The organism is Parasphingomonas caseinilytica, from assembly GCF_036663755.1.
GTDB lineage: Bacteria > Pseudomonadota > Alphaproteobacteria > Sphingomonadales > Sphingomonadaceae > Sphingomonas.
Map to the genome: position 1 here is coordinate 160,750 of NZ_JAXOJL010000010.1, position 26,224 is coordinate 186,973.

Consider the following 26,224-nt stretch of genomic DNA (forward strand, 5'->3'; position numbering starts at 1 on the left):
TTCGGGTCAGACCGACCATAATGGTTTCCGCCAACGGCTTTCGGCTCGATCCCCGATGGATCAACGAAACCTCCTATATCGCGCGACGCCAGCCGTTGAAACGCGGCCAGCCGAAGCGACCACCACGCGATCCGAATGAGCCCAGCATTTCCTGTCCAAGCCTCAGTCATTTGTTCTGATCGGTCGCAGCTGATAGGAGCGCCGTCATCATATTGACAACCTAAAACCGATCCGGTTCCGAGGATCGGAGCCAAGTCAGATCGAGAGCCCGCCCGAGTATGAATTCCCAGACTTTTGATATCGACGGCCCGGTTGCCATTCAGCCTCTTCGTCGCGGAGACGCCCGCGGTTATTTCGCCGAGACGTTTCGCGAAGATGCTTTCGCGGATGCGGTGGGCAAATTCGTATTCGTTCAGGAAAATGAATCGCTCAGCGCAAAAGTGGGTACGATCCGCGGCTTGCATTTCCAGACCGATCCATTCGCGCAAGGCAAGCTGGTCCGCTGTGTCGCCGGCGCGCTGCTCGATGTTGTGGTGGACATCCGCACTGGCTCCCCAACCTATGGCAAGTCGATCGCGATCGAACTCTCGGCAGAGAACGGACGGCAGCTCTGGGTCCCACCCGGGTTCGCGCACGGCTTCTGTACGCTCGTGCCCGATACGATGCTCGTCTATAAGGTAACCGCTTATTATGACCATGCGAGCGACAAGGGCTTGGCGTGGGATGATTCGGCGATCGGCATAGATTGGCCGGCGGTCGCCGATCCTGACACGCTGTCGCCCAAGGATCGCATCCAGCCCAAGCTGGCCGATCTTCCTGCCTATTTCACCTACCAGGACTGAAATCTAAATGCGGATCATCGTTACCGGAGGTGCCGGGTTCATCGGTTCGGCGCTGGTGCGTCATCTCGTGCTCGAACAGGGTTATGACGTCCTGACCATCGATGCGCTGACCTATGCCGGCACGATGGCGTCGCTGAAGGCAGTGGAAGGGCGCAACAATCACCAGTTTCTGCACGCCGACATCTGCGACCGTGCGGGCATGGATGCGGCGATCGCCGAGTTCCAGCCCGACCGGATCATGCATCTCGCTGCCGAGAGCCATGTCGATCGTTCGATCACGGGCGCGGCCGATTTCATCCGCACCAACATCATGGGCACCTTCACCCTGCTAGAGGCCGCGCGGACCTATTGGCTCGGGCTGGAAGACGGGGCGAAGGAGGCGTTCCGTTTCCTGCATGTCTCGACCGACGAGGTGTACGGATCGCTTGGCGCTGAAGGACTGTTCACCGAAGAGACGCCGTATGATCCGAGTTCGCCCTATTCGGCCAGCAAGGCGTCGTCCGATCATCTCGCAAAGGCGTGGCAGCGGACTTACGGCCTGCCGGTCGTGGTGTCGAACTGCTCGAACAATTACGGGCCGTATCACTTCCCCGAAAAGCTGATTCCGCTGATCATCCTCAACGCGCTCGATGGGCGTCCGCTGCCGGTGTACGGCAAGGGCGATAATGTGCGCGACTGGCTGTATGTCGAGGATCACGCCCGTGCGCTGGATCTGATCGCAGAGCGCGGCCGCCCGGGTGAGACCTATAATGTCGGCGGACGCAACGAGCGGCAGAATATCGAAGTCGTCCGCCGCATCTGCCAGACGCTCGACCGCCTCGTGCCGACCGACACGCCGCGCGAGACGTTGATCACCTACGTCACCGATCGCCCCGGCCATGACGCGCGCTATGCGATCGACGCCACCCGGCTGGAGACCGAACTCGGCTGGCGTGCGCAGGAGACGTTCGAGACCGGCATCGACAAGACGGTGCAATGGTATCTCGACAATCAATGGTGGTGGGGGCCTTTGCGCGAACAATATGACGGCGCGCGGCTTGGCCTCGCCAAGCCGGCGGCCACCGCGCCGTGAGGATCGCCGTCACCGGCCGGAACGGGCAGGTCGTGCAGAGCCTGATCGAACGCGCGCCGGCGCGTGGGCATGTGATCCTGCCCCTCGGCCGACCCGATTTCGATCTCGCCGATGTGGCGAGTGTGCGTGACGCCCTGATCGCGGCGACACCGGACGCGATCGTTTCGGCGGCCGCCTATACCGCCGTCGACAAGGCTGAATCCGAACGCGAGCTGGCCTTCGCGGTCAATGCGACCGGCGCGGGCGCGGTGGCCAAGGCCGCCTCAGTCCTGGGCGTGCCGCTCGTCCATCTGTCGACGGATTTCGTATTCGATGGCACCAAGCCCGAACCCTATGTCGAGACCGATCCGACCGGCCCGCTGAGCATCTACGGCGCATCGAAGCTGGCGGGCGAACAGGCCGTGCTGGCCGCGCATGCCGATACCGCGATCCTGCGCACGGCCTGGGTCTACAGCCCGTTCGGCGCCAATTTCCTGAAGACCATGCTGCGCCTGGCCTCCGATCGCGACGAGCTGGGCGTGGTAGCGGACCAGTTCGGCAATCCGACCGGCGCGCTCGATATCGCCGAGGGGGTGTTGCAGGTGGTCGAGCGGTTGGCGGCGGATGCGTCGCCGGACCTGCGCGGCGTGTTCCACATGACGGCGGCTGGCGACACAAGCTGGGCCGGGTTCGCCGAGGCCATCTTCACCGCTTCCGCCGAGCGCGGTGGCCCGTCGGCGCGCGTGCGCCACATCACGACCGCCGATTATCCGACGCCGGCCACACGCCCCGGCAATTCGCGGCTCGACTGCACGAAGCTGGCGGACGCATACGGCATCCGCCTCGGCCCCTGGCAACACGCCGTCGACCTCTGCGTCGCACGGCACCTTTCCTGATCCCGGACAGACTGGAACTACGCATATGAAGGGCATCATCCTCGCCGGCGGCAGCGGTACGCGACTCCACCCCATGACGCTCGCGACGTCGAAGCAGCTCATGCCGGTCTACGACAAGCCGATGATCTATTATCCGCTGTCCACGCTGATGCTGGCCGGTATACGCGAAGTGCTGCTCATCTCCACCCCGCGCGACGTGCCGTCGTTCCAGACGCTGTTGGGCGATGGGTCGCAATGGGGCATGAACATCGAATATGCCGTGCAGCCGAGCCCGGACGGGCTAGCGCAGGCCTATATCATCGGTGCTGACTTCGTGGACGGCAATCCATCCGCCTTGGTGCTGGGCGACAATATCTATTACGGCCACGGCATGACGGAGTTGTGCGCGAGCGCGATGGCCCGGCCGAATGGCGCTTCGGTCTTCGCCTATCATGTCCACGATCCGGAACGTTACGGCGTGGTCGAGTTCGACGACGCGATGCGCGCGCTGTCGATCGAAGAAAAGCCCGCGATACCGCGCTCCAACTGGGCGGTGACCGGGCTGTATTTCTACGATCATCAGGTCGTGGATATCGCCGCGAACCTGAAACCGTCGCCGCGCGGCGAACTGGAAATCACCGACGTCAATCGCGTCTATCTCGAACGCGGCGAACTGACGGTCGAGATCATGGGCCGCGGCTTCGCCTGGCTCGACACGGGAACCGCCGACAGCCTGCTCGAGGCTGCGGAATTCGTCCGCACGATCGAGAAACGCCAGGGCTTCAAGGTCGCCTGTCCCGAGGAAATCGCCTTCAATCAGGGCTTCATCGACGAAGCCCAACTGAACAAGGCAATCGCTGCGCTGGGCAAGTCCGAATATGCGACCTCGATCAGGCGGATGCTGGAATTCGGCCGACGCTGACATCTCTTCGGACTCAGACACGCACAGGCTGCGCGAAGTTCGCGCAGCGCGCCCACGAGTGCGTGCGAACCCAAGGCAATGCGTCGGATGTCGCGCAAGCTTATGCACCGCCTTCGGGGCTCGAAATCGTACCGCTTCAGCGCTTTGCACTAGCAAACCGAAGCCTTGCCATTGAACCCCAAGTTGTACTGTCGTAAGGGGCCAACGTAAGAAAATGCAACCGAAACAGTTTATTATATAAAACGAGCGTGCAACTTGCGGTCGCAGGGGATTTCGAGTGAAACATATGCTGGTCCGACCGGACGCTGATAGCGATGCCATATTGGCACGCGGGCGTGAGGTCGTTCGGATCGAAGCCGATGCGCTGAGGTTGCTCGAAAACTCCCTGGACGACGCTTTCATAGATGCGTGTCGCCTGATCCATGGCACGCGCCGTCAGCTCGTCGTGACCGGCATGGGCAAATCCGGCCATATCGCGCGCAAGGTGGCGGCGACGTTCGCCGCCACCGGCACGCCAGCGACATTCGTTCACCCCGCCGAGGCGGGTCATGGCGATCTCGGCATGCTGGTCGAAGGCGATGTGCTGCTGGTCTTTTCGAACTCCGGCAACACCGCCGAACTTCATTCGATCCTGACCTATGCCAGCAAATCGGGCATTCCGATCATCGGAGTCGCCGCACGACAGAATTCACTCGTCATGGGTATGGCGGAGGTCGCCGTACTGCTGCCCGAGGCGCGCGAGGCCTGTGCGATCAATTTCGCGCCGACGACCTCCACTGCGATCCAGCTTGCGCTGGGCGATGCGCTGGCCATGACGGTGATGGATATGCGCGGCATCTCCAAGCGCATGCTCGGCGCGCTGCACCCGGCCGGCACGATCGGCTTCCCGCTGACGCCGGTGCGTGAATTGATGCATGGCCCGGACCGCCTGCCGCTGGTGTCGCCGGAAACCCATATGTCCGAGGCGATCTCGATCATGACCAACGGGCGCTTCGGCATTGCCGGCGTGATCGACCCGGAGGGCCGGTTGATTGGCGTGATCACCGATGGCGATGTGCGCCGCCATTTCGATACGATCGACGTGTCCACCGCCGCGCACGTCATGACCCCGGCACCCAAATCGATCCCGGCCGATATGTTGGTGGACGAGGTGCTGGTGCTGCTGAACGAGGCCAAGATCACCGCAGCCTTCGTGGTGGGGGGGCGCGATGCCGACCAGCCGGCCTGCCCGATCGGGATCGTGCACGTCCACGATCTGCTGCGCTTCGGGCTGAAATGACCGGCATCGTACCGCCGTTCACGATCATCATTCCGGCACGTTTCCAATCGAGCCGCTATCCGGGTAAGCCGCTGGTGCCGTTGATCGGAGCGACCGGCGAGGGCAAATCTCTAATCGAACGGAGCTGGACCTGCGCACAGAGCGTGCCCGGCGCGCGCGCGGTGTATGTCGCAACCGACGATGCAAGGATCGCGGACGCGGTGCGCGATTTCGGCGGCGAGGTGGTGATGACCGCGCCCGAATGCCGCAACGGCACCGAACGCTGTGCCGAAGCCGTCGCCACCCTGGGGCTTGGCAACGAGATCGTCGTCAACCTGCAGGGCGATGCGCCGCTGACCCCGTCATTCGTCATCCCCGATCTGGTGGCCGCGCTCACCGCGGAACCCGGAGCGGCCATGGCCACGGTCGCGCTACGGACATCGGCCAGCACCTACGCGCATCTGATCGGCGATGCCGCCGCCGGACGCGTCGGCGGGACGACCGTCGTCACCACAGCATCGGGCCGGGCGCTGTATTTTTCCAAACGCGTGCTGCCCTTCGTGCCACCGGCCCTGGATGCTATCGCGCATGAACAGGTCCGCCTGCACCTCGGCGTCTATGCCTATCGCTGCGATGCGCTGGCGGATTATGCCGCGAAAATCCCGTCCGCGCTCGAAGAGCTTGAAGGGCTGGAGCAATTGCGCTTTCTCGAAAGCGATGCCCCGATCCGGGTCGTCACGTTCGAGTCCGTAGGCTGGGATTGCATCGAACTCAACAATCCCGGTGACGTGCCGGCGATCGAGGCTGTTCTGGCGGCACGGGGCATCGCATAAGCACGACCTATGACCAGCCCAGCCGTTTCCAATGATATCCGCCTGAACCAGGAAATCGTGTTCTCGAACGCCGCGCCCTTCGTGCTGATCGGCGGCATGAACGTGATCGAGGACCGCGACACCCTGATGGAGACGGCTGCGCATTTCGTGGCGGTGACGCAGAAGCTCGGCGTGCCCTATGTGTTCAAGGCCAGCTTCGACAAGGCAAACCGATCCTCGATCAATTCCTATCGTGGGCCGGGCATGGAACAGGGCCTGAAACTGCTCGCCGAGGTCAAGGCACGCTTCGGCGTGCCCGTTCTGACCGATGTGCACGAACCCGCTCAGGCCGTCGCCGTCGCCGAAGTCGCGGATATCATCCAGCTGCCGGCCTTCCTCGCGCGCCAGACGGATCTAGTCGCCGCGATCGCGCGCACCGGCAAGGTGATCAACGTCAAAAAGCCGCAATTCCTCAGCCCGGCGGAAATGCGCCATATCATCGCCAAATGCGCCGAGGCAGGCAATGCGAAGGTGTTGCTGTGCGAGCGGGGATCGAGCTTCGGATACAATAATCTCGTCGTCGACATGCTCGGGATCGACCTGATGAAGGCCGATGCGCCGGTGATCTTCGACGTGACCCATGCGTTGCAAAAACCGGGCGGACGCGCGGATAGTGCCGATGGGCGCGGGCGCCAGACGGCGGCGCTGGCACGTAGCGGTATTGCCGTGGGCATCGCCGGCCTGTTCCTGGAGGCGCATCCCGATCCGGCGCGCGCGCTGTGCGACGGCCCTTCGGCCTTGCCGCTGGCCGATCTCGAAAGTCTGTTGCGACAATTGCTGCGGGTCGATCGAGCCGTCAAAGGCTAGCCCGTGACCGCATCGCCGCCACCGTTTCTCCGTATACCGCCCTTTCCGGGAGGCCGGCCGCATATCGGTGCTGGGTCGGTCGCGGTTGCACCGGGCGAGGCCGAGATGCTGGCTGCCGACATCGTCCGCCTGCGCATCGGCGGGGCATTCTGGAATCCCCAGCCCGTATTGCCGCCCGATCGCGATCTGATTCTCGCGCCCACATCGCGGGACATGGCCGTACTGATGGTAAAAGCCGCACAGAAGGCGGGGCTAACGGCGCGGGCGGTGGCGCTGGCCCCGTCCGCATGGTTCGAACAAACGAACATTCCCTGCTTCGATCCCCGTGCGGATCCCTGGCACATCGTCGCCCGGGCCGGCTCGATATGGGCAGGCGGAAACGACGACCTCGCCTTGATCGCGGCCCTTAGCGGGCGGGATTTACGCGTCTTCGGCGACGGGCGCTTTGCCGCACTTGGCGAAGCGGACCGCGCGACCATCGTGGCCTGTCTCGTCGATGTGCTGACACAGGCCCCGTTGACCAACCCGTTTACGGGCGCGCCATGGGATTTGGCGGCGGCCATCGCGCAGCTTGGCGACTGGCGCGCCTTGATCGAGCTGAACCGCACTCCAAAGGCGATTTACGGCATCGCACGCTGGAAACGCGTGACGATGGACGCCTTGTTGTGGGACGGCAGCACGCGCGTCCGATATGCCGGGTCCAGAATGGCGCGCAGACCCGATGCCGAAGACGATATCCTCGTCTGGACCTCGCGTGTTCCCGAAACGGTGATCGCGGATCTCACGCGACGCGGCGTGCATATCGGCGAGATCGAAGACGGTATGATCCGATCGCAGGGACTCGGCGCCAATTGCGTCCCGCCTTTGTCGGTCATCGTCGACACTGTCGGCGTGCATTTCGATCCGACGCGGCCGAGCACACTCGAACGGATCCTGGCCGACACGGATTTCTCGCCGGCGATGTTGACGAGGGCGGCCGCCCTGCGCCGCAGGCTCGTCGCGGCCGGTTTGAGCAAATACGGTGCCAGTCCGCCGGTGACGCCCGAAGCGTTCTCCGCCGAACCGGTGAAGCGGCGCAAGGTGTTGGTCCCGGGCCAGGTCGAGGACGATCGCTCCGTGCTGACCGGCGGCGGCGGCATGACCAATCTCGCGTTGCTCGCCCGTGCCCGTGCACTGGAGCCGGACGCGTTCATCACCTATCGCCCGCATCCCGATGTCGAGGCCGGCCATCGCAAGGGGCGACTGGCCGAGGCGGACGTGCTCGCGCTCGCGGACGTCATCGAGCGCGGCGGGGCCGTCACCACCGCGATCGAGGCGGCCGATACGCTCCACGTCATCACATCGCTCGCCGGGTTCGAGGCGCTGATGCGGGGCAAACGAGTCGTCACGCATGGCGTACCTTTCTATGCCGGCTGGGGCCTGACCGAAGATCACGGCCCGGTGCCGAAGCGCCGGGGCCGTTCGCGCTCGATCGACGAACTGGTCGCGGCGGTCTTGATCCTCTATCCGCGCTACATCGATCCGGTCACCCGCCTGCCCTGCCCGGTGGAGGTACTGGTGGGCCGGCTGGCGAACGGCGAGGCGCATATCTCCTCCCCGCTCATCAAATTGCGGACCTGGCAGGGCGCGCTCACCCGCTTTGCCGAACGATTTGGGACCAACCCGAAATGACGGTGCAATCGGCGGCGGGCCGCCACTTCCTGTTTCTGCAAGGGCCGCCTGGACCGTTCTTCCACCTGCTCGGCGAAGAACTGGCGCGCCTCGGTGCGGACATCCACCGGATCAACCTGAGCGGTGGGGACCGGTACGACTGGACCGAAGGTGCAACCGATTTTCGCGGCACGATGCCGTCATGGCCGCTCTATTTCGACAATGTCCTGCGCGATCGGGACATCACCGATCTCGTTCTGTTCGGCGACTGCCGGCCGATGCACCGCGCGGCCCTGGGGCTTGCGCAACTGCGCGGGGTGCATGTGCATGTCTTCGAGGAAGGCTATATCCGGCCCGACTGGATGACGCTGGAGGGCGACGGCGTGAACGGCCATTCCTCCTTCGATCGCGACGCGGCCGTGATCCTGGCGGCGGCACGCACACTGCCGCCGCTGCCGAAACTGCCGCCGATCACCGCGACTTTCAGCCGGCGCGCGCGCGACAGCTACTGGCATTATCACCACGTCGTCACCGGAAAATTGCGCTTTCCCTTCTATCGATCGCACCGGGAAGGATCGATCACGCTGGACGGGATCGGCTGGGCGCTGCGATTCCTGCGCGCGAAGCGTCGGGCGCGGCAGGCCGAACAGGTGTTGCAAGCTCTTGCGGGCAAGAAATATTTCCTGTTTCCGCTGCAGCTGACCGGCGATTACCAGATCCGCGCCCATTCGCCGTTCGGATCGATGCCGATCGCCGCCGATTACGTACTGGAAAGCTTCGCCCGCCATGCGCCGAAAGATTGCCTGCTGCTGGTGAAGGAGCATCCGCTCGACAGCGGTTATCGCAACTGGCGGCGCTTTCTGCGCAAGCATTCCCGGCAGCGCGATATCGCCGATCGCGTCCTGCATATCGACGGTGGTGATCTAAACAAACTGGCCAGCGGCGCGCTGGGCATGGTGTGCGTCAACAGTACGTCCGGCACGCTGGCACTGGAAGGCGGCACGCCGGTGATCGTGCTGGGCGAAGCGGTCTATGACGTGCCCGGCGTCACCTATCAGGGCAGGCTTGACCAATTCTGGTCCGCGCCGGGCAAGCCCGATGAGAAGCTCTACGCCGCGTTCAAGCGGATGCTCCACGCCAAATGTCTGGTGCGTGGTGGCCTCGCGAGCGAATCCGCGATCCGCATCCTGATCGACAGCAGCGTCGAACGCCTGCTCGCTGTCAGGTCCTGCTGACGGCGCTCAGGCGCCCGGAACCAGCCCTGAATCCTCGAGATATCCCCGCGACCGGAGCGCGACGAACACGCGGTTGATCAGCGGGTTGGACCAGCCACAATTGGTCGCGAAATCGCGCTGCAGCGTGTCGTGATGCAATTGATGTGCTTGCGGCGTCATCAATAATCGCAGGCGACGCATCCAGTCGATCGCCGCCGGATTGTCGTCGCGGTGCAGCGATCCGTGGAAATATTGCGCGAACGCACCACCGACGATCAGCGCCAGCAGCATCGCGACCAGCCAGCCCGGCACCGGTAGCAGCAGCGCAGCCATGTTCAACAACACGCTCATCGGCAACGCGGCGATCACGACGCTCGATCCGATCAGCCGCCACACCGGACGACGACCCAGCGCCATGGGGCGCGGATGGTGGTTCTTGAAATCATAGACCAGCCGATCGAACGCGCCGATGCCCGCCATCCGGTCGCGTACCAGCATCAGATACTCGTCGGACTCCCGCGATCCGGTGTAGAAATACAAATCGTTGAGGCGCTTGCCCGGCGGACAGGGCCTATAATCGAGCAGCATGTGAACGACACCCGAGGCCAGATCCGCCAGATACCAGCCCACGATCAAGCCGAGCACCGACAGCAAGGTAAACGTCGCGACCATCGCAGCGGCGTTGAAGACCAGCGAAATCAGGAACGATCCCAGGATGATCCGCCGCCACATACCTCAGCACAATCCTCGAATGTACACGCTTCGCCGCGCTTGCGGTTGCCTGGCGGGACGAAGCGGCCGATAGATAGGCGATGCGTGACCCACACCGCAACCCGTCCAGAAGCCGAGATACCGGTTTCCAGCCCCGCCCACCGCGCCTCCGCCTCGCCTGATCGGACATGCCGGCGACTATGCTGATCGATGTGAGCCGCTTGGTCTGGCGTGTTTGGACAGGCCGCCTGCCGACCGGAATCGATCGCGTATGCCTCGCGTACGTCGAACATTTCGGCCCGAAGGCCCAGGCCGTCGTCCAGCGTGGGGAATGGCGCGCCGTGCTTTCCGTGGCGGATTCCAGGCGGCTGTTCGCGCTGCTGATCGCAGGCGGTCCGCGCTTCCGACGGCGGTTGGTCGCCTTGCTCGCCAAGGCTTTGCCGCACGCACTGGCGAGCCGGCCCCATAGCGGCGCGCTGTATCTAAATATCGGCCATACCGGGCTGGATTCGCCCGGCCTGCCGGCGTGGATCGCACGGCATAAGCTGCGCGCGATCCACCTCATCCACGATTTGATCCCGATCAACGCGCCCGAATTCTGCCGCGCGGGCGAGGCCGAAAAGCACGTGCAACGGATGACCAACGCTTTAATCAGCGCAAGCGGCATCATCGCCAATTCGGCGGTCACCCTGGCGGACCTGCACAAGTTCGCGGCCGACCGGGATCTGCCTTGCCCACCGGGCATCGCGGCTTGGCTGGCCGGCCCGGCGTTGCCCGAAGACGTGACGTCCCCGCCTGCCGCGCACCCCTATTTCATCACGATCGGTACGATCGAAGGCCGCAAGAACCATATCCTGCTCCTGCGCCTGTGGCAGCGGATGATCGCACGATTGGGCGCGGAGACACCGCATCTGCTGATCGTCGGTCAGCGCGGCTGGGAAGCCGACCACGCGCTGGCCGTGCTGGATCGCGGCCTTGGCCTGGATGGGATCGTTCATGAACTAGACCGCTGCTCCGACACCGAGCTCGTCCAACACATCAAGGGCGCACGCGCATTGCTGATGCCGTCCTTCGCCGAAGGGTTCGGCCTCCCCGTGATCGAAGCGCTGCAATTGGGCACCCCGGTCATCGCCTCCAATCTGCCCGTGTTCCGGGAGATCGCCGGCGACATTCCGACCTACGTGTCGTCGTCCGACCCGGTCGCATGGGAACGCGAGATTCGCGATTTTTGCGGAACATCGCCCGAACGCAAGCGACAGATCGACGCCATGGCCGCCTATCACGCCCCGGATTGGCGAGATCATTTTGCCGCCGTGGACGACTATCTGGCCCAACTGCCCGATATGCCGCTCTCGCATTGACGGTCGATCTCCAAATCATCCGTCGCGCCAGCACAGCCCGGCGTCCCGCGAACTAACAGTCGCCCGTTCCCAAAAGAGTGATTGCCGACCGAATTGGTGAAATTGTTAAGGGCAGACCGCGGCCGTCATCGAAGCTGGGCACCGATCCAGGCTCGCTGCTTGGCAACGAAAGCAAGATTTCCGGCACCGCAGGAGATGAGTTTGTCCGAAATCCGTGTACAAACTCCAGACGCCGCAGCGCTGCCGTTTCTGCCATCACTGGAAGCCACTGTATCTATCGCTCATGTCGTCCTATGCTGCGCCGCAGCAGGGGGCGTGGAATTGCGCATAGCGATTGTCGATGAAAGCTCCGCGCGTGCGGCGGTGATCGAGGAGGGCCTGCGCGATGCTGGCCTCAGCGATGTTACGACGTTCGTCGATCGGCAGGGGATCGCGGCACGGCTGGAGGTGTTATCGCCGGACGTCGTTCTGATAAATCTTGCCAACCCCCACCGAGACGAACTTGAAGAGCTGTTTGCCTTATCCAAGGCGATGGCGCGGCCGGTCGCGATGTTCGTCGATCAGAGCGATGTGGCGGGGATCGAGGCGGCGATTGATGCCGGCGTTTCGGCGTACGTCGTCGATGGGTTGAAGAAGGAGCGGATTCGCCCGATCCTGGAGCTCGCGATCCGGCGCTTTCGCGCGTATTCGCGGTTGCGTACCGAACTGGATGAAGCACGCAGCGCGCTTGCCGAGCGCAAGGCGATCGACCTGGCAAAGGCGTTGCTGATGAAGAAGCGCGGAATCGACGAGCCCGCCGCCTATGCCGCTTTGCGCAAGGCTGCGATGGATAGCGGACGACGGATCGGTGACGTCGCCGATGCGATCGTTACCGCCGACCGGCTGATGGGGGATCTATGAGCGATACGTCCTTCCGCATCGGTTTCATGCCGCTGGTCGATGCCGCGCTGCCGATCCTCGCGCGCGAGTTCGGCTTTGCCGAGGCCGAGGGAATCGATCTCGAGCTGGTGCGCGACATGAGCTGGGCAACGGTCAACGACCGGTTGCTCTACGGCCATAGCGACGCCGCGCACCTGCTCGCCCCGCTGGCGATCGCCACGACGCTGGGGCTTGGTCGTCCAGCCACGGCACTGTCGGTGCCGTTCGTGTTGGGTCTCAACGGCAACGCGATCACGCTGCGCCCGGATCTGGCCGCGCAAGTAACGCGGTCGGGCGCGCCGGGTGACGTGACGGCGATCGGCGCGCGCCTGGCCGGGGTCGCGAGCGCCGCGCGCGATGTGGGGAAGCGACTGCGCTTCGGAGTGGTACATCGCTATTCGAGCCATAATTACATGCTGCGCTATTGGCTGATCGGGTGCGGCATCGATCCGGACGGCGATGTCGAGATCGTCACGGTCGCGCCGCCCTTCGCCGCGGATTCGCTCGCGGCGGGCGAGATCGACGGGATCTGCGTCGGGGAGCCGTGGAACAGCGTCGCCGTCGATCGCGGCGTCGGGGTGATCGTCGCGGTCACGTCGCAGATATGGCTGCGCGGTGTGGAAAAGGTGCTGGCGATGCGCACCGCGCGGATGGAAGAGGATCCCGACCTGACCGTGCGCCTGTTACGGGCGCTGTACCGGGCCGGCGTAGCGTTCGTCGATCCGGCGCGACGTGAGGAGATCGCCGCGATCCTGGCCCGGCCGGAATATCTCGATGGATCGGCAACGCTGATCGAGCATGCCATTTCCGACCGGATTGTGTTCGCGCAAGGGGCCGAGCCGATCGATGTGCCGGATTTCATGTTCCAGCACCGCGAGGCCGCGAACTTTCCGTGGGTCAGCCAGGCGGCGTGGCTTTATGCTCAGATGTGCGTGGCGGGCCATGCCACGCCGAACGAGACGGACTATCTGGCGGCACAACGCGTGTTCCGGCCGGATGTCTATCGTGGCGCGTTGCGTCCGCTCGGCGTACCGTTGCCGGGAGCAAGTTCCAAGCTGGAAGGCGGGATCGCCGAATCGCTTGGCGTGGGCACGACGCAGGGGCGTCTGATCCTCGGCGCGGACCGTTTCTTCGATGCGCGAAGTTTCGATCCGGCTGATCTGACCGGATATTTTGGCGGATTCGAACCTTAATGTGCTGCGCCGCAGAAAGATGTTGCGCTGCGGCGAGACCCGAGGCATCTTTCGTACATCGTCGGGCTGCTGCAACGAAGTAGCGGATTCGACATCACCAACATTCTGGCAAAGTCGCCGTCGCGTCTCGAACTGTCGAGCGCCGCGGCGGCTTTTTTGCGTTTGCCCGAGGGGGATCGACGCGATGACGCAAGCGAACATGGCATTCAGCGAGGGACTGATCGGGGCAGAACCCGCCGCGATGAAAAGCACCGGCAGCGGCTTCTGGCAATCGGGGGATCGCGGCACGCTGATCGCAGCATTCCTTTATTTCGACCTCGCCTTCATGGTGTGGGTGTTGCTCGGACCGCTTGCGCCGATCATCTCGAAGGATCTCGGTCTTTCGTCTGCGCAGAAAGGATTGATGGTTGCGGTGCCGACGCTCGCGGGCGCGGTGCTGCGGCTGGTCAACGGATTGCTGGTCGATCGGATCGGCCCCAAGCGCACCGGCGCGATCGGCCAGATCATCGTCATCGTCGGGCTGCTGATGTCCTGGGCATTGGGCGTAGACAGTTTCGGCGGGACGCTGGCGGTCGGCGTGTTGCTGGGCTTTGCCGGGGCGAGCTTCGCGGTCGCGCTGCCGCTCGCGTCGCGCTGGTATCCGGCGGAGCATCAGGGCAAGGCGATGGGGATTGCCGGCATGGGCAATTCCGGCACCGTATTGGCGGCCCTGTTTGCGCCGTTGCTCGCCAAGGCGTTCGGGTGGAACGCGGTGCTGGGGCTGGCGGTGATCCCGTTGGCGATCGTATTCCTGTTCTACATGGCGGTCGCCAAGGATGCGCCGAGCCAGCCGGCACCCAAGCCGTTCACCGCCTATCTCGCGATCCTGAAGCATCAGGATGCCTGGTGGTTCATGCTGTTCTACGGCGTGACGTTCGGCGGGTTCGTCGGCCTGTCGTCGAGCCTCTCGATCTATTTCACCGACAGTTTCGGCCTGACGCCGGTGATCGCGGGCTATTGCACCGCCGCGTGCGTGTTTGCCGGATCGCTGGTGCGCCCGATCGGCGGCGCGGTGGCCGACAGGATCGGCGGGATCAAGACGTTGAGCGTGGTGTATCTGCTTGCCGCCGCGACCCTGGTCGCGATCAGCCTGGGCACGACATCGCTGCCGCTGGCGCTCGGGCTTTTCCTGCTGGTGATGGGTACGCTCGGCTTCGGCAACGGCGCGGTTTTCCAGCTCGTGCCGCAACGCTTCGGGCAGGAGATCGGCATCATGACCGGTTTGGTCGGGTTCGGCGGCGGCGTGGGCGGCTTCTACCTCGCCTCCTCGCTCGGACTGGCCAAGCAGCTTACCGGAACACCGCAAGCCGGCTTCCTGATCTTCGCCGCCCTGGCGCTCGTCGCGCTCGCCGGGCTGACCGTGGTCAAGAACCGCTGGCGCGCGACCTGGGGTGTCGCCGGCACCGGGGCGCGGATCTGATGCGCGCCTTGCCGTTCGTGGCGTTAGGCGGGCTGTTGGCCATGCCTGCGCTGGCCGACCCCGTCGCCCTCAAGCCGATCATCGATGCCCGCCTGCGCTACGAACATGTCGAGCAGGCACCCGCAACGAAGGATGCCGATGCCGTCACCGCGCGCCTCCACGCCGGGTTTGAAGCGAAGGCAGGCGACTTCGCCTTCCTCGCGGAATCCGAGGCGACGCTGGCGATCAACCCGGCCTATAATAGCGGCCTGAATGGCAAGACGACCTATCCGATCGTGGCCGATCCGCAGAATATCGAACTCAACCGGCTGCAACTGCAATATCGCGGGCTGCCGAAAACGGTGCTGACGGTCGGGCGGCAGCGCATCAATCTGGACGACCAGCGCTTCGTCGGGGCCGTGACGTGGCGCGACAACGAGCAGACGTTCGACGCGGCGCGAATCGAATATTCGGGCATCAAGAATTTGAAGGTCGACCTGACCTATGCCGACAATGTCCGCACGATCTGGGGTGTGGATGGCGGCAACCGCTTCGGCCCGGCGCGGCTGGGCGAGATCGGCGGCGACAATATCTTCGCCAACCTTGCCTACACGACCAAGCTGGGGACGTTGACCGGGTTCGGATATCTGATCGACCAGGATCAGGCGCCGGTGTTCGTCAACAGCAGCCAGACCTATGGCGGCCGCTTCGCCGGGGCCCATCCGCTGAGCAAGACGGTAAAGCTGACCTACCTCGCCAGCTATGCGCGGCAGAGCGATTATCACCGCAACCCCAACCGCTACCGCGCGGATTATTATACCGGCGAACTGGGTGTGGCGGTGAAGGGGTTCACGCTCGGCGCGGGCTATGAAGTGCTCGGTGCGTATGAAGGTGCTGCCCTCACCAGCTTCCAGACGCCGCTCGCCACGTTGCACAAGTTCAACGGCTGGGCCGACAAGTTCCTCGTCACGCCGCCGGACGGCCTTCGCGATCTGTACGGCAGTGTCGGTTACGGCTGGAAGAAGGTGCTGCACGTCGATGCGATTGCGCTGAGCGCGATCTACCACCGCTTTTCCAGCGACCGGCTGGAGCGTCGCTACGGTGACGAGATCAATCTGCAGGCCAGCATCAAGAAGGGCCGGACCACCGCTCTCGTCAAATATGCCGATTATTCCACCCACGGCTTCGGCAACGATACGAAGAAGCTGTGGCTCTCGCTCGACTGGAGCCTCTCGTGACCGATCTTTCCAAACCGCATCTCGTCGTGGTGGGCAACGGCATGGCCGGGTGCCGGGCGGTCGAGGAAATCCTGGCGCGCGATGCGACACGCTATCGCATCACGATCTTCGGTGCGGAGCCGCGGGTGAACTACAACCGCATCATGCTCTCGCCGCTGCTGGCGGGGGACAGGGGCTTCGACGACATCGTCATCAATGACATCGCCTGGTACGCCGATAATCATATCGACCTCGTCTCGGGCGATGCGATCGTCGCGATCGACCGCGCGGCGCAGACCGTGACGGCGCGATCGGGCCGGGTCGAACATTATGATAAATTGCTGCTCGCCACCGGATCCGATCCGTTCATCATTCCGGTGCCGGGGCATGATCTTTCGGGCGTGGTGACGTTCCGCGATATGGACGATGTCGGCGCGATGTTGCGCGCGGCGGAGGCCGGGAAAGCTAGCGCCGAAAAGGAAGGGAGCGGCGGCAGCGCGGTCGTGATCGGCGGCGGTCTGCTCGGCCTGGAGGCGGCGCACGGCCTGTCGCTGCGCGGCATGAAAGTGACCGTGCTGCACATCATGCCCACGTTGATGGAACGCCAGCTGGACGAAGCCGCCGGCTGGCTGCTGAAGGAGGAACTCGAACGGCGTGGCCAGACGATCCTGACCGGCGCGGACACGGCCGAGATCTACGGGCAGGGCCTGGTCGAGGGCGTGCGACTGAAGGACGGGCGGGAGATTTCGGCCAGCCTGGTGGTCATGGCGGTCGGCATCCGGCCGAGCGTGAAGCTGGCGCGCGAGGCGGGGCTGGCGATCGGGCGCGGGATCCATGTCGACGATCATCTCGTCACGTCGGACCCGCACGTGCTGGCGGTCGGCGAATGCGTCGAACACAACAAGATGGTCTACGGCCTCGTCGCGCCGTTATGGGAGATGTGCCGCAGTCTGGCCGACGCGCTGGTTGCGACGCCTTCCGGTTATACCGGCTCGGTCACTTCGACCAAGCTGAAGGTCTCGGGGATCGACGTGTTTTCGGCGGGCGATTTCTCGGGTGGCGAGGGGTGCGAGGACATCGTCATGCGCGATGCCGCGCGCGGCGTATACAAGCGCGTGATCGTCAAGGACGACAAGTTGATCGGGGCGGTGCTGTACGGCGATACGCAGGACGGAAACTGGTATTTCGACCTGCTGAAGAAACAGGAGGATGTCGCCGAAATTCGCGACGCGCTGATCTTCGGTCAGGCCTTCGCATCGGGAGGAGGGGCATCGGCAAACCCTAATGCGGCCGTCGCGGCGATGCCCGACGACGGCGAAATTTGCGGCTGCAACGGCGTATCGAAGGGCAAGGTGGTCGCGGCAATCTGTGGCGGGGCGGAAACGCTTGATGCGGTGCGCGCCTGCACCAAGGCGTCGGCCTCGTGCGGATCGTGCACCGGGCTGGTCGAAGGGCTGCTCGCGATCACGTTGGGCGACGATTATGCCGGCGAGCGCGCCGCCCCGACGATCTGCAAATGCTCCAGCTTCACGCACGAGGATGTGCGCCGCCTGATCGTGGAGAAATCGCTCAAGGCAATCCCGCAAGTGATGCAGGAACTGCACTGGACGACGCCCGACGGCTGCTCGTCATGCCGCCCCGCACTCAATTATTACCTGCTGTGCGCGTGGCCGGGCGAGTTCGTCGACGACAACCAGTCGCGCTTCGTCAACGAACGGATGCACGCCAACATTCAGAAGGACGGCACCTATTCGGTCGTGCCGCGCATGTGGGGCGGCGTGACCAATCCAAAGGAACTGCGCGCGATCGCCGACGTCGCGGAGAAATACGAAGCGCGGATGGTGAAGGTGACGGGCGGCCAGCGGCTCGACATCTTCGGCATCAAAAAGGAGGATCTGCCCGCCGTCTGGGCCGACCTCAACGCCGCCGGCATGGTCAGCGGCCATGCCTATGCCAAGGCGCTGCGCACGGTGAAGACCTGTGTCGGATCCGAATGGTGCCGCTTCGGCACGCAGGATTCGACCGGCCTGGGGATAAAGACCGAACAGATGACCTGGGGCAGCTTCATGCCGCACAAGTTCAAGATCGCGGTATCGGGGTGCCCACGAAACTGCGCGGAAGCGACGATCAAGGATTTCGGCGTGATCTGCGTCGACAGCGGCTACGAACTGTCGATCGGCGGCAATGGCGGGATCAAGCTGCGCGGCACCGATTTCCTGTGCAAGGTCGCGACGGAGCAGGAGGCGATGGAATATTGCGCCGCCTTCATCCAATTGTACCGCGAGGAAGCGCGCTATCTCGATCGTACCGCGCCATGGGTGGAGCGGGTCGGGCTGGACTATATCCGGCAGCGCATCGTCGAGGATGCGGCGGGCCGCAAGGCGTTGCGCACACGCTTCCTGTTTTCGCAACGCTTCATGCAGGATGATCCGTGGGCCAAACGCGCGGCGGGCGAGGATCATAAATTACACCAGCATCTCGCCGAGATCCGGCCGCTGCAAAGTCATGTGGGGGTGCCGGCATGAGCGCGCCAATCACCGGAGCGCCGGAGTGGCTCGATATCGGGCCGGTCGATCAATTGCCGGCGCTGGGCGCACGCACTTTGCCGGTCAAGGGTGGGCGCGAGATCGCGATCTTCCATACCGCCAACGGCGACGTCTACGCGCTGGTCAATGCCTGCCCGCACAAGGCCGGGCCGCTCAGCCAGGGCATCGTCCACGATACGACGGTGACGTGCCCGCTGCACAATTGGCGCATCTCGCTGGTGACGGGCGAGGCGCTGGGCGAGGACAAGAGATGCGTGCCGGTGATCCCGGTGAAGATCGACGGCGGTCGCATCCTGATCGGGCGGGCGGCGGCATTGGCGGGGGTCGTTTGACGGCGGTCAAAACCACCTGCCCCTATTGCGGGGTCGGTTGCGGTGTTCTCGCCACGCCGACTGGCGCGCGCGTCGCGACGATCGCGGGCGACCGGGATCACCCGGCCAATTTCGGCAAACTGTGTTCCAAGGGCACGCATCTCGGCGAGACGATCGGGCTCGACGGGCGGCTGCTGCATCCCATGATCGGTTCGGAGAGGGCCGGCTGGCACGAGGCGTTAGATCTCGTCGCCAGCCGTTTCGCCGCGACGATCGCTGAATATGGCCCCGACAGCGTCGCCTTCTACGCCTCGGGCCAGATGCTGACGGAAGATTATTACGTCGCCAACAAGTTGATGAAGGGCTTTATCGGAACCGCCAATATCGACACCAATTCGCGACTGTGCATGGCGAGCGCGGTGGCGGCCCACGTCCGCGCGTTCGGCGAGGATGTCGTGCCGTGCAGTTACGAGGATCTCGACGCGGCGGACCTGATCGTGCTGGTCGGATCGAATACCGCCTGGTGCCATCCGGTGATCTGGCAGCGGATCGAGGCGGCGCGGGCGGCGCGGGGCACCAAGCTGGTCGTGATCGACCCGCGGCGCACGGAAACCGCACGAGGCGCCGACCTGCACCTCGCCATTGCGCCCGACACGGACGTCGCCTTATTCAACGGGCTGCTCGGCGAACTGAAATCCAGCTGGCGACTCGATGGGCGCTATATCGCCGACCATGTCACGGTGCCCGATGATTTCTGGGATAGCGTCTCCGTGGCCGACGTGGCCGGTATCTGCGACCTCCCGCCGGCCGATCTGCAGGCTTTCTACGATCTGTTCATCGATCACCCACGCACCGTGACTTTGTTCAGCCAGGGGGTGAACCAATCGACCAGCGGCACCGACAAAGCCAATGCGATCATCAACCTGCATCTCGCCACCGGACGGATCGGCAAGCCCGGGGCGGGGCCGTTCAGCATCACCGGGCAGCCGAATGCGATGGGCGGGCGCGAGGTCGGCGGGCTCGCCTCGACGCTGGCCGCGCATATGGGCTTCAGCGATGCTGAACGCGATCGTGCGCGACGCTTCTGGGCATCGCCGACGATCTGTCCCGGGCCGGGCCTGAAGGCGGTCGACATGTTCGAGGCGATGGCGAAAGGCCGGATCAAGGCGGTATGGATCATGGCCACCAACCCTGCCGTGTCGATGCCCGATGCGCGGCAAGCGCGCGTCGCGCTGGCCAATTGCCCGTTCGTCGTCGTCTCCGATTGCATCGCGAACACCGACACGAGTTTCTACGCACAGGTGAAATTGCCCGCGCTCGCCTGGGGCGAGAAAGACGGCACCGTCACCAATTCCGAGCGGCGCGTCTCCCGCCAGCGTGGCTTCATGGCCGCACCGGGCGAGGCGCGGGCGGACTGGTGGCAGATCGCCGAGGTGGCGAAGCGCATGGGGTTCGAAGGCTTCGACTATTCCGGCCCGGCCGACATCTTTCGCGAATTCGCGGCACAGACCGGGTTCGAGAATGATGGCGCACGCATGCTCGATCTTTCCGATTGGGCAAAGATCGGCGATGGCGATTATGCCACGATGGCCCCTTTTCAATGGGGTGGAGCATCGCCCTTCTCGGACGACAGCTATCCGACCCTGGACGGCCGGGCGCGGATGGTGACCGCGCGCTACTTGCCGCGCGCCGATCGCAGTCGCGCATTCCCGTTGCGACTGAATACGGGGCGCTATCGCGACCAATGGCACACGATGACGCGCACTGGCCGGTCGCCCAAATTGTCGCAACATCGCCGCGAGCCTTTGGTTGAGGTCCATCCCGACACCGCCTCGCGTTATGGCTTGATCGACGGGGGCTTGGCGCGCGTGCAGACCGCGCAGGGGCACAGCATCTTCCGCGTTGCCGCCTCCCCCGATCAGCGCCGCCGCGAACTGTTCGTGCCGATCCACTGGACCGACCAGACCAGCGCGGGCGGGCGTGCCGGGTTGCTGCCCGGCCGCGATCGCGATCCCGTGTCCGGCCAGCCCGGCTTCAAGAACACGCCCGTCACGATCAGCGCCTACAAACCCGAATGGACCGGCTTCCTCATCACCCGCGATCCGCCCGCCACGCCTGAATGCGCCTATTGGACGCGCATCCGCACCGCGCATGGCTGGTTGACCGAGCTGGCCGGGGAAGGCGATCCAGCAGCGCTCATCGCTTTGTTGCCGACAGGCGAGCGTGCCGAGATGATCGATGCGCGACGCGGCGTAGTCCGCGCGACGGTGCTGGATGGCGGGCGCTTGCGGGCGACCTTGTTCGTCGCGCGCAACGCAGCATTGCCGTCGCGCGAATGGCTCGTCGCGCAACTCGGTGCCGAGGCATCGTCTTCGATGGAACTGCTCGCCGGGCGACCCGCCACACCGGCGCCCGATCGGGGTGCGATCATCTGCGTGTGTTTCGATGTCGGCTTGAAGACGATCGTCGAGGCGATCGCCGGGCGGTCCCTGATCAGCGTCGAGGCGGTCGGCGCGGCGCTGAACGCCGGCACCAATTGCGGATCCTGTCGTCCCGCGATCGCGGCATTGCTCGAATCCCGAAAGGCCCAACATGGATGACCTGATCGCGCCCGGAACCGTATGGCTGGTCGGAGCCGGACCCGGAGACCCCGATCTGCTGACGCGCAAGGCCGAGCGGCTGATCGCGGCGTCCAGCATCATATTCTACGATGCACTGGTCGGGCCGGGCGTGCTCGATCTGATCCCGGCGCATGTCGTGCGCGTCGCGGTCGGAAAGCGCGCCGGACGGCATTCGCGTACCCAAAGCGAGATCGATGCGTTGCTGGTCGATGCGGCACTGGCCGGCGAACGCGTCGTGCGATTGAAGGGCGGCGATCCGTCGATCTTCGGGCGATCGACCGAAGAGATTGCGGCGCTGGCCGGGCACGGTATTCCGGTGCGGATCTGCCCCGGCATCACGGCGGCGAGCGCGGCGGCGGCCAGCGCTAGCGTGTCGCTCACGTTGCGCGGCACGGCGCGGCAATTGCGCTTCGTCACCGCCCATGCGCGCAGCGGTGAGCCACTCGATCTGGATTGGGCTGGGCTGGCCGAACCGGCGACCACGCTCGCTTTCTACATGGGGCGTGCGGCAGCACCCGATCTCAGCCGCCAACTGATCGCGCATGGACTGGACGGTGCAACGCCGGTGCTGATCGCGAGCGAGGTCAGCCTGTCCGGCGAATGCCTGATCTACACACGGCTCGACCTGTTGTCCTTGGCGATCGACCGGACGCCCGGTGCCGGCCCCACGCTGATTTTGATCGGCGATGCGGTGCGTGCGCCTTCATACTCGGGGCATACCAACGAGGCGCATACCGTAGCGAGCGGAGCATAGTCCTCGTCTTCACCATAGCGATCGCGTGTCTATCAAGTACACTGAGCGGTTCGCCGAAGCCGGTATCGAACCGTCTGGCGGCAGCGTTGGCGATAGCTTGCGAAAACACGTCGGCTGGGCTGTACGCGTCGTCCACTGGCGGACAAACTACGGTTTGAGACGAAAACACGCGGTTAGATCGCGTGAACGAAAACCGCGATGCGGTTAGGAAAAGCCATCATGAGGCACCGTCGATGCGATGTGCCTCAGGATGCGCGCGCGCGCTTTCAAAAGTGGGCCGATCAAGGCCGCGCCGTCCGCGAAACGCATGCTGGGGACGGGGACGGAGATCGCATAAGGGCGACCCGCAGGATCTTCGAACCATGTGCCCACGGCGCTGACGCCGAGGGTATGCTCTTCCCGGTCGAATGCGACCTTCGTGTTTCTGACGATCATCAGCTCGGCATTCAACGTCGCAATGCTCGTTATCGTGTTCTCCGTGTCCCGATCGAGCGGCTCGCTCAAGAGCAAGGCGGCAGCCGACGGAGCGAGGCTAGCCAACAATGCCTTTCCATTGGCCGTGCTGTGCAAGGGGAACTCGGTTCCCGAATGCGATACTGCTGCAAGGCGCTGCGTGCCGACCACCTGATCGATAAAAAGAGCAGTCCTATCTTTGAATAAAGACAAATCGACCGTTTCGCCGATCTGCGCGGCCAGCTCCTCCATCACCGGCTTCACGAATTGCAGGATATCGACCTCCGCACTTTGTCCGAGCCTTACCAAAAGAGGCCCGAGCTTCACGCGCGACTTCGAAGAAGCGGGCATCAACAATTGTTCGTCGGCCAGAGCCTTCACGATGCGTTGCACCGTCGATCGTGCGAGACCAAGCTGCGAAGCAAGATCGCCCAGGCTGAGGCCCTGCGGCTGATTCTCGAGCGCCCTCAGCACCGAAGCAGCCCGCGCAATGACCTGTACGCCATTTCGATCCGGCCCAATCTCTTCCGTCTTCGCCAAAATAAATCCTTGGATTTGAGTGCCCGCCATAGCCTTTGGAGCCTGATCTAACAGAATGATATTGACACAGTCACGACCTAAGCGATATCCACAATGCAGTACAATAAAACCGTATAGCGGTTAAATAGGAGGGCTTGCATGTGAGCACCGTACCGGATCTCAAACACCATCATATCGGCATTTCGGTGCCGGACATCGACATTGCGGTGCGCTGGTGGAAGGACATGCTGGGTTTCGCGGAAAGTCACCGCTTCTATATCGAGCATGCCGGGGCGCAGGTCGTCTTCCTTTCAAGAGCAGATCTCAACATAGAGCTGTTCCAAACCAAGGACGCGGCGCCGCTGCCCGACGATCGACGCATTCCGATCCTGGATCTCAAAACTCACGGAAACAAGCATGGCGCCTTTCGTGTCGACGATCTCGACGAACTTCTGGCGTATGCTGAAGCAAAGGGCGCTGACGTCGCGATGGGAAAAACCCCTGTTCCGATCGGCCTGGTCTGTTTTCTTCGCGACCCGGCGGGAAATCTGATCGAGTTCGTGCAGGAATCTGCCGATTTTACAGCCGCAAGGGCGAACGCGCGTTGAACTCACGCGATATCCTTGTCCGCGACGGCGCGGAGGGGGCGGCGGAAATAGAAAAGGTAGGATATCAGTGCCCAGCGTAGGACGAGGTGCAGCGGAGCTGTCGAACACGCAATTCGACTACATCGTCATCGGCGGCGGCTCGGCCGGTTGTGTGCTTGCTGCTCGTTTGTCCGAGCGCCCGGACATTCGCGTCCTGCTCATCGAGGCGGGTGTCGATCTTGAACCTGGCGATGCGCAGGCGGATATTCGCGATCCGGGCATGCGCACGCTGCTCAACCCGAAATATTTCTGGTCGGGGCTGACCGCGGAAGGCGTGCGCGGCGTGCATCCCGGCCCCACCCCGATGATGCAGGCGCGCGTCATGGGCGGAGGGTCATCGGTCAACGCCATGCAAGCGCAGCGGGGCGAAGCGTCCGATTATGACGAGTGGCGCCAGCTGGGGGTGAGAGGCTGGGGATGGGACGACGTCCTGCCATTCTTCAACAAGCTCGAAGCCGACCGCGATTTCGCAGGCCCCCTGCATGGCAACCAAGGGCCGATCAAAATAAAACGGTGGACGCATACGGCCTGGAGCGGCTTCAGCCGTGCCGTAAGCGACCTTTTCGAACACCAGGGCATTCCCCGCGTGGCGGACGTCAACACGCAGGCGGGCGAGGGCGTCGGGCCGATACCGCTCAACGCGACCGATCAACGCATGTCCGCGGCCGTGGCCTATCTTACGCCCGAAGTCCGCGCGCGTGAAAATCTCGCGATCCTCGCGAACACCGCGGTCAAGCGCCTCACCTTCGAGCAGGGCCGGGTCACTGGCGTGGATCTGGCAGACCCCGCCGGATCGCACCTTCAGGCGTCCCAGGTGATCGTCAGCGCGGGCGCGATTCATTCCCCCGCTTTGTTGATGCGTTCCGGGGTCGGCCCCGCGCATCGCATGGCGGAGGCAGGAATTGAACTCGTGGCCGATCGGCCCGGCGTCGGCCAGAATCTTCAAAACCATCCCATGGTGCGGATTTCCGTCCATCTGAAGCGGCAAGGGCGCCGTCGGCAAGCCGTGCGCGAGCCTGCCCTGATGGCGGCCCGATTTTCATCGGGCCTGCCGGACTGCCCCCCCCGCTGACATGATGTTGCTCCTTTGGGAACGCACGCCTGGCGGGCTGGTCGTCGATCCGCTGGGGCGGCAGTTCGGCGAATTCATGATCGTCCTCAACAAGGCCTTCTCGGTCGGTGAGGTCGGCTTGAATCCCGCCGATCCGTTTGGGTTGCCGAAGATCAACAACAATCTTTTGGGCCATCCCAGCGATCGGCTGCGAATGACTGAAGGTTTTCGCAGGATCGGCATGATGGCCCGCAGCCCGGAATTGGGCGCGCTGGCCAATCAGGCCTTTATCATGAAGCATAATCCCAAGTTGATGCAGCTTATGCGGGACAATTGGAAATCGAAGCTGTTCACCAAGCTTGCGGCTTTTGCCCTGGACGGGCCGGGCTTTATCCGTCGTCGCCTCCTGCGGGATGCGATCGTCCCACTGGAAGATTTCCCCACGGAAGGCAGCGCCTTGGAGAACCGGATTTTGCCCTTCGTACAAACGGGCGCACATCCGGGCGGAACATGTCGGCTGGGCGATCCTGCGGACAACCATGCCGTGGTCGATTCACGCTGCAAGCTTATCGGCGTCGAGGGCGTGCGCGTGGTCGATGCGTCGATCTTCCCTACGCTCATGCGGGCCGGGACGAACATTCCCGTCATAATGACGGCCGAGAAGGCCGCTTCCATGATCTTGGAAGATGCTCTCGCCAGCTAGTCCGGCGGGCTTGTGATAGGTTGATGGGCCCACGCCTGTAGAGGCTGTGGTTGATCCAATGGCGGTGCGAACACCTCTACCGTCGTCGCCACAAGATCGAGATATCTGAAAGACCGGCGACGCATCCACGCTCCGCTGCGATCGCAGCGCCCACCTTCATGTCCGCGATCATGCTAGGGTCAGGACCCATTGATGTAAGCGTCGCGATCTGATTCAGGCTCTGCGAGGAGACTGGGCATGAGCGACCTATATTGGCTGACGGACGAGCAGATGGCGCGGCTGGAGCCGTA

At 63.9% G+C, this 26,224-nt stretch carries 23 protein-coding genes; 21 read left to right on the forward strand and 2 right to left on the reverse strand.

Annotated features, from left to right (window positions below; genetic code table 11):
- Nucleotides 1-278: 278 nt before the first annotated feature.
- The 9 genes from rfbC to U1738_RS18500 all read left to right on the forward strand — a co-directional run bounded on the left by rfbC (nt 279) and on the right by U1738_RS18500 (nt 9,512).
- Entirely contained in the window at nt 279-842 is a 564-nt protein-coding gene (rfbC, locus tag U1738_RS18460; RefSeq protein ID WP_332790496.1) for a dTDP-4-dehydrorhamnose 3,5-epimerase, read from the forward strand.
- Nucleotides 843-849: 7 nt separating this feature from the next.
- A complete protein-coding gene (gene rfbB / locus U1738_RS18465; RefSeq protein WP_332790497.1) occupies nt 850-1,914 on the forward strand; it encodes a dTDP-glucose 4,6-dehydratase in 1,065 nt (354 codons plus the stop codon).
- The gene (gene rfbD, locus U1738_RS18470; RefSeq protein ID WP_332790498.1) at nt 1,911-2,789 is read left to right on the forward strand and encodes a dTDP-4-dehydrorhamnose reductase; all 879 of its coding nucleotides are present in this window, start codon (nt 1,911-1,913) and stop codon (nt 2,787-2,789) included. The genes rfbB and rfbD overlap by 4 nt, the downstream gene beginning before the upstream one ends.
- Nucleotides 2,790-2,814: 25 nt before the next feature.
- The gene (gene rfbA / locus U1738_RS18475; protein WP_332790499.1) at nt 2,815-3,690 is read left to right on the forward strand and encodes a glucose-1-phosphate thymidylyltransferase RfbA; all 876 of its coding nucleotides are present in this window, start codon (nt 2,815-2,817) and stop codon (nt 3,688-3,690) included.
- 286 nt (nt 3,691-3,976) lie between these two features.
- Nucleotides 3,977-4,969, forward strand: a complete 993-nt coding sequence (locus U1738_RS18480; RefSeq protein ID WP_332790524.1) for a KpsF/GutQ family sugar-phosphate isomerase — start codon at nt 3,977-3,979, stop codon at nt 4,967-4,969.
- A complete protein-coding gene (locus U1738_RS18485; RefSeq protein ID WP_332790500.1) occupies nt 4,966-5,781 on the forward strand; it encodes a 3-deoxy-manno-octulosonate cytidylyltransferase family protein in 816 nt (271 codons plus the stop codon). The genes U1738_RS18480 and U1738_RS18485 overlap by 4 nt, the downstream gene beginning before the upstream one ends.
- A gap of 9 nt (nt 5,782-5,790) precedes the next feature.
- Nucleotides 5,791-6,627, forward strand: a complete 837-nt coding sequence (gene kdsA / locus U1738_RS18490) for a 3-deoxy-8-phosphooctulonate synthase (RefSeq protein ID WP_332790501.1) — start codon at nt 5,791-5,793, stop codon at nt 6,625-6,627.
- 3 nt (nt 6,628-6,630) lie between these two features.
- Nucleotides 6,631-8,298 carry a capsular polysaccharide export protein, LipB/KpsS family gene (locus U1738_RS18495; protein ID WP_332790502.1) on the forward strand — a complete coding sequence of 556 codons (1,668 nt, stop codon included), beginning with the start codon at nt 6,631-6,633 and terminating at the stop codon, nt 8,296-8,298.
- The gene (locus tag U1738_RS18500; RefSeq protein WP_332790503.1) at nt 8,295-9,512 is read left to right on the forward strand and encodes a capsule polysaccharide biogenesis protein; all 1,218 of its coding nucleotides are present in this window, start codon (nt 8,295-8,297) and stop codon (nt 9,510-9,512) included. Before U1738_RS18495 ends, U1738_RS18500 begins: the two co-directional genes overlap by 4 nt.
- Nucleotides 9,513-9,518: 6 nt before the next feature.
- Here the strand turns inward: U1738_RS18500 and U1738_RS18505 are convergent, their stop codons facing one another.
- Nucleotides 9,519-10,223 (reverse strand): fatty acid desaturase CarF family protein, encoded by a 705-nt coding sequence (locus U1738_RS18505; RefSeq protein WP_332790504.1) that lies wholly within the window; start codon nt 10,221-10,223, stop codon nt 9,519-9,521.
- 167 nt (nt 10,224-10,390) lie between these two features.
- Between U1738_RS18505 and U1738_RS18510 the strand changes: the two genes are divergently transcribed.
- The 9 genes from U1738_RS18510 (at nt 10,391) to cobA (ending at nt 22,561) form a co-directional block, all read left to right on the forward strand.
- Nucleotides 10,391-11,563, forward strand: coding sequence for a glycosyltransferase family 4 protein (locus U1738_RS18510; protein ID WP_332790505.1), 1,173 nt, complete (start codon nt 10,391-10,393; stop codon nt 11,561-11,563).
- A gap of 321 nt (nt 11,564-11,884) precedes the next feature.
- A complete protein-coding gene (locus tag U1738_RS18515) occupies nt 11,885-12,463 on the forward strand; it encodes an ANTAR domain-containing response regulator (RefSeq protein WP_332790525.1) in 579 nt (192 codons plus the stop codon).
- Nucleotides 12,460-13,674, forward strand: a complete 1,215-nt coding sequence (locus U1738_RS18520) for a CmpA/NrtA family ABC transporter substrate-binding protein (RefSeq protein WP_332790506.1) — start codon at nt 12,460-12,462, stop codon at nt 13,672-13,674. The genes U1738_RS18515 and U1738_RS18520 overlap by 4 nt, the downstream gene beginning before the upstream one ends.
- Before the next feature lie 199 nt (nt 13,675-13,873).
- The gene (locus U1738_RS18525) at nt 13,874-15,133 is read left to right on the forward strand and encodes an MFS transporter (protein ID WP_443027049.1); all 1,260 of its coding nucleotides are present in this window, start codon (nt 13,874-13,876) and stop codon (nt 15,131-15,133) included.
- Nucleotides 15,133-16,350: an alginate export family protein gene (locus tag U1738_RS18530; RefSeq protein ID WP_332790507.1), complete on the forward strand. Its 1,218-nt coding sequence runs from the start codon at nt 15,133-15,135 to the stop codon at nt 16,348-16,350. Before U1738_RS18525 ends, U1738_RS18530 begins: the two co-directional genes overlap by 1 nt.
- Nucleotides 16,347-18,854 (forward strand): nitrite reductase large subunit NirB, encoded by a 2,508-nt coding sequence (gene nirB / locus U1738_RS18535; RefSeq protein ID WP_332790508.1) that lies wholly within the window; start codon nt 16,347-16,349, stop codon nt 18,852-18,854. Before U1738_RS18530 ends, nirB begins: the two co-directional genes overlap by 4 nt.
- Entirely contained in the window at nt 18,851-19,207 is a 357-nt protein-coding gene (gene nirD / locus U1738_RS18540) for a nitrite reductase small subunit NirD (protein ID WP_332790509.1), read from the forward strand. Before nirB ends, nirD begins: the two co-directional genes overlap by 4 nt.
- Nucleotides 19,204-21,786, forward strand: a complete 2,583-nt coding sequence (locus U1738_RS18545) for a molybdopterin-dependent oxidoreductase (RefSeq protein ID WP_332790510.1) — start codon at nt 19,204-19,206, stop codon at nt 21,784-21,786. Before nirD ends, U1738_RS18545 begins: the two co-directional genes overlap by 4 nt.
- On the forward strand, nt 21,779-22,561 hold the full coding sequence (gene cobA / locus U1738_RS18550; protein ID WP_332790511.1) for a uroporphyrinogen-III C-methyltransferase: 783 nt from the start codon (nt 21,779-21,781) through the stop codon (nt 22,559-22,561). The genes U1738_RS18545 and cobA overlap by 8 nt, the downstream gene beginning before the upstream one ends.
- A gap of 204 nt (nt 22,562-22,765) precedes the next feature.
- Here cobA and U1738_RS18555 read toward each other — a convergent pair whose 3' ends face one another.
- Nucleotides 22,766-23,554 carry an IclR family transcriptional regulator gene (locus U1738_RS18555; RefSeq protein ID WP_332790512.1) on the reverse strand — a complete coding sequence of 263 codons (789 nt, stop codon included), beginning with the start codon at nt 23,552-23,554 and terminating at the stop codon, nt 22,766-22,768.
- Between the two features lie 140 nt (nt 23,555-23,694).
- Here U1738_RS18555 and U1738_RS18560 point away from each other — a divergent pair, with 140 nt between their 5' ends.
- The 3 genes from U1738_RS18560 to U1738_RS18570 all read left to right on the forward strand — a co-directional run bounded on the left by U1738_RS18560 (nt 23,695) and on the right by U1738_RS18570 (nt 25,934).
- On the forward strand, nt 23,695-24,141 hold the full coding sequence (locus U1738_RS18560; RefSeq protein WP_332790513.1) for a VOC family protein: 447 nt from the start codon (nt 23,695-23,697) through the stop codon (nt 24,139-24,141).
- A gap of 67 nt (nt 24,142-24,208) precedes the next feature.
- On the forward strand, nt 24,209-25,252 hold the full coding sequence (locus tag U1738_RS18565; RefSeq protein WP_332790514.1) for a GMC family oxidoreductase: 1,044 nt from the start codon (nt 24,209-24,211) through the stop codon (nt 25,250-25,252).
- Between the two features lies 1 nt (nt 25,253).
- Nucleotides 25,254-25,934: a GMC oxidoreductase gene (locus U1738_RS18570; protein WP_332790515.1), complete on the forward strand. Its 681-nt coding sequence runs from the start codon at nt 25,254-25,256 to the stop codon at nt 25,932-25,934.
- The last annotated feature ends 290 nt before the right edge of the window (nt 25,935-26,224 follow it).

Bases quoted from the DNA above. Each gene is read 5' to 3' on its own strand.
- U1738_RS18525 (WP_443027049.1), top strand. From the start codon at position 13,874: ATGGCATTCAGCGAGGGACTGATCGGGGCAGAACCCGCCGCGATGAAA.
- U1738_RS18480 (WP_332790524.1), top strand. From the start codon at position 3,977: ATGCTGGTCCGACCGGACGCTGATAGCGATGCCATATTGGCACGCGGG.
- U1738_RS18485 (WP_332790500.1), top strand. From the start codon at position 4,966: ATGACCGGCATCGTACCGCCGTTCACGATCATCATTCCGGCACGTTTC.
- nirD (WP_332790509.1), top strand. From the start codon at position 18,851: ATGAGCGCGCCAATCACCGGAGCGCCGGAGTGGCTCGATATCGGGCCG.
- U1738_RS18570 (WP_332790515.1), top strand. From the start codon at position 25,254: ATGATGTTGCTCCTTTGGGAACGCACGCCTGGCGGGCTGGTCGTCGAT.
- kdsA (WP_332790501.1), top strand. From the start codon at position 5,791: ATGACCAGCCCAGCCGTTTCCAATGATATCCGCCTGAACCAGGAAATC.
- cobA (WP_332790511.1), top strand. From the start codon at position 21,779: ATGGATGACCTGATCGCGCCCGGAACCGTATGGCTGGTCGGAGCCGGA.
- U1738_RS18510 (WP_332790505.1), top strand. From the start codon at position 10,391: ATGCCGGCGACTATGCTGATCGATGTGAGCCGCTTGGTCTGGCGTGTT.
- U1738_RS18520 (WP_332790506.1), top strand. From the start codon at position 12,460: ATGAGCGATACGTCCTTCCGCATCGGTTTCATGCCGCTGGTCGATGCC.
- U1738_RS18530 (WP_332790507.1), top strand. From the start codon at position 15,133: ATGCGCGCCTTGCCGTTCGTGGCGTTAGGCGGGCTGTTGGCCATGCCT.
- rfbA (WP_332790499.1), top strand. From the start codon at position 2,815: ATGAAGGGCATCATCCTCGCCGGCGGCAGCGGTACGCGACTCCACCCC.
- U1738_RS18500 (WP_332790503.1), top strand. From the start codon at position 8,295: ATGACGGTGCAATCGGCGGCGGGCCGCCACTTCCTGTTTCTGCAAGGG.
- rfbB (WP_332790497.1), top strand. From the start codon at position 850: ATGCGGATCATCGTTACCGGAGGTGCCGGGTTCATCGGTTCGGCGCTG.
- rfbC (WP_332790496.1), top strand. From the start codon at position 279: ATGAATTCCCAGACTTTTGATATCGACGGCCCGGTTGCCATTCAGCCT.
- U1738_RS18505 (WP_332790504.1), bottom strand. From the start codon at position 10,223: ATGTGGCGGCGGATCATCCTGGGATCGTTCCTGATTTCGCTGGTCTTC.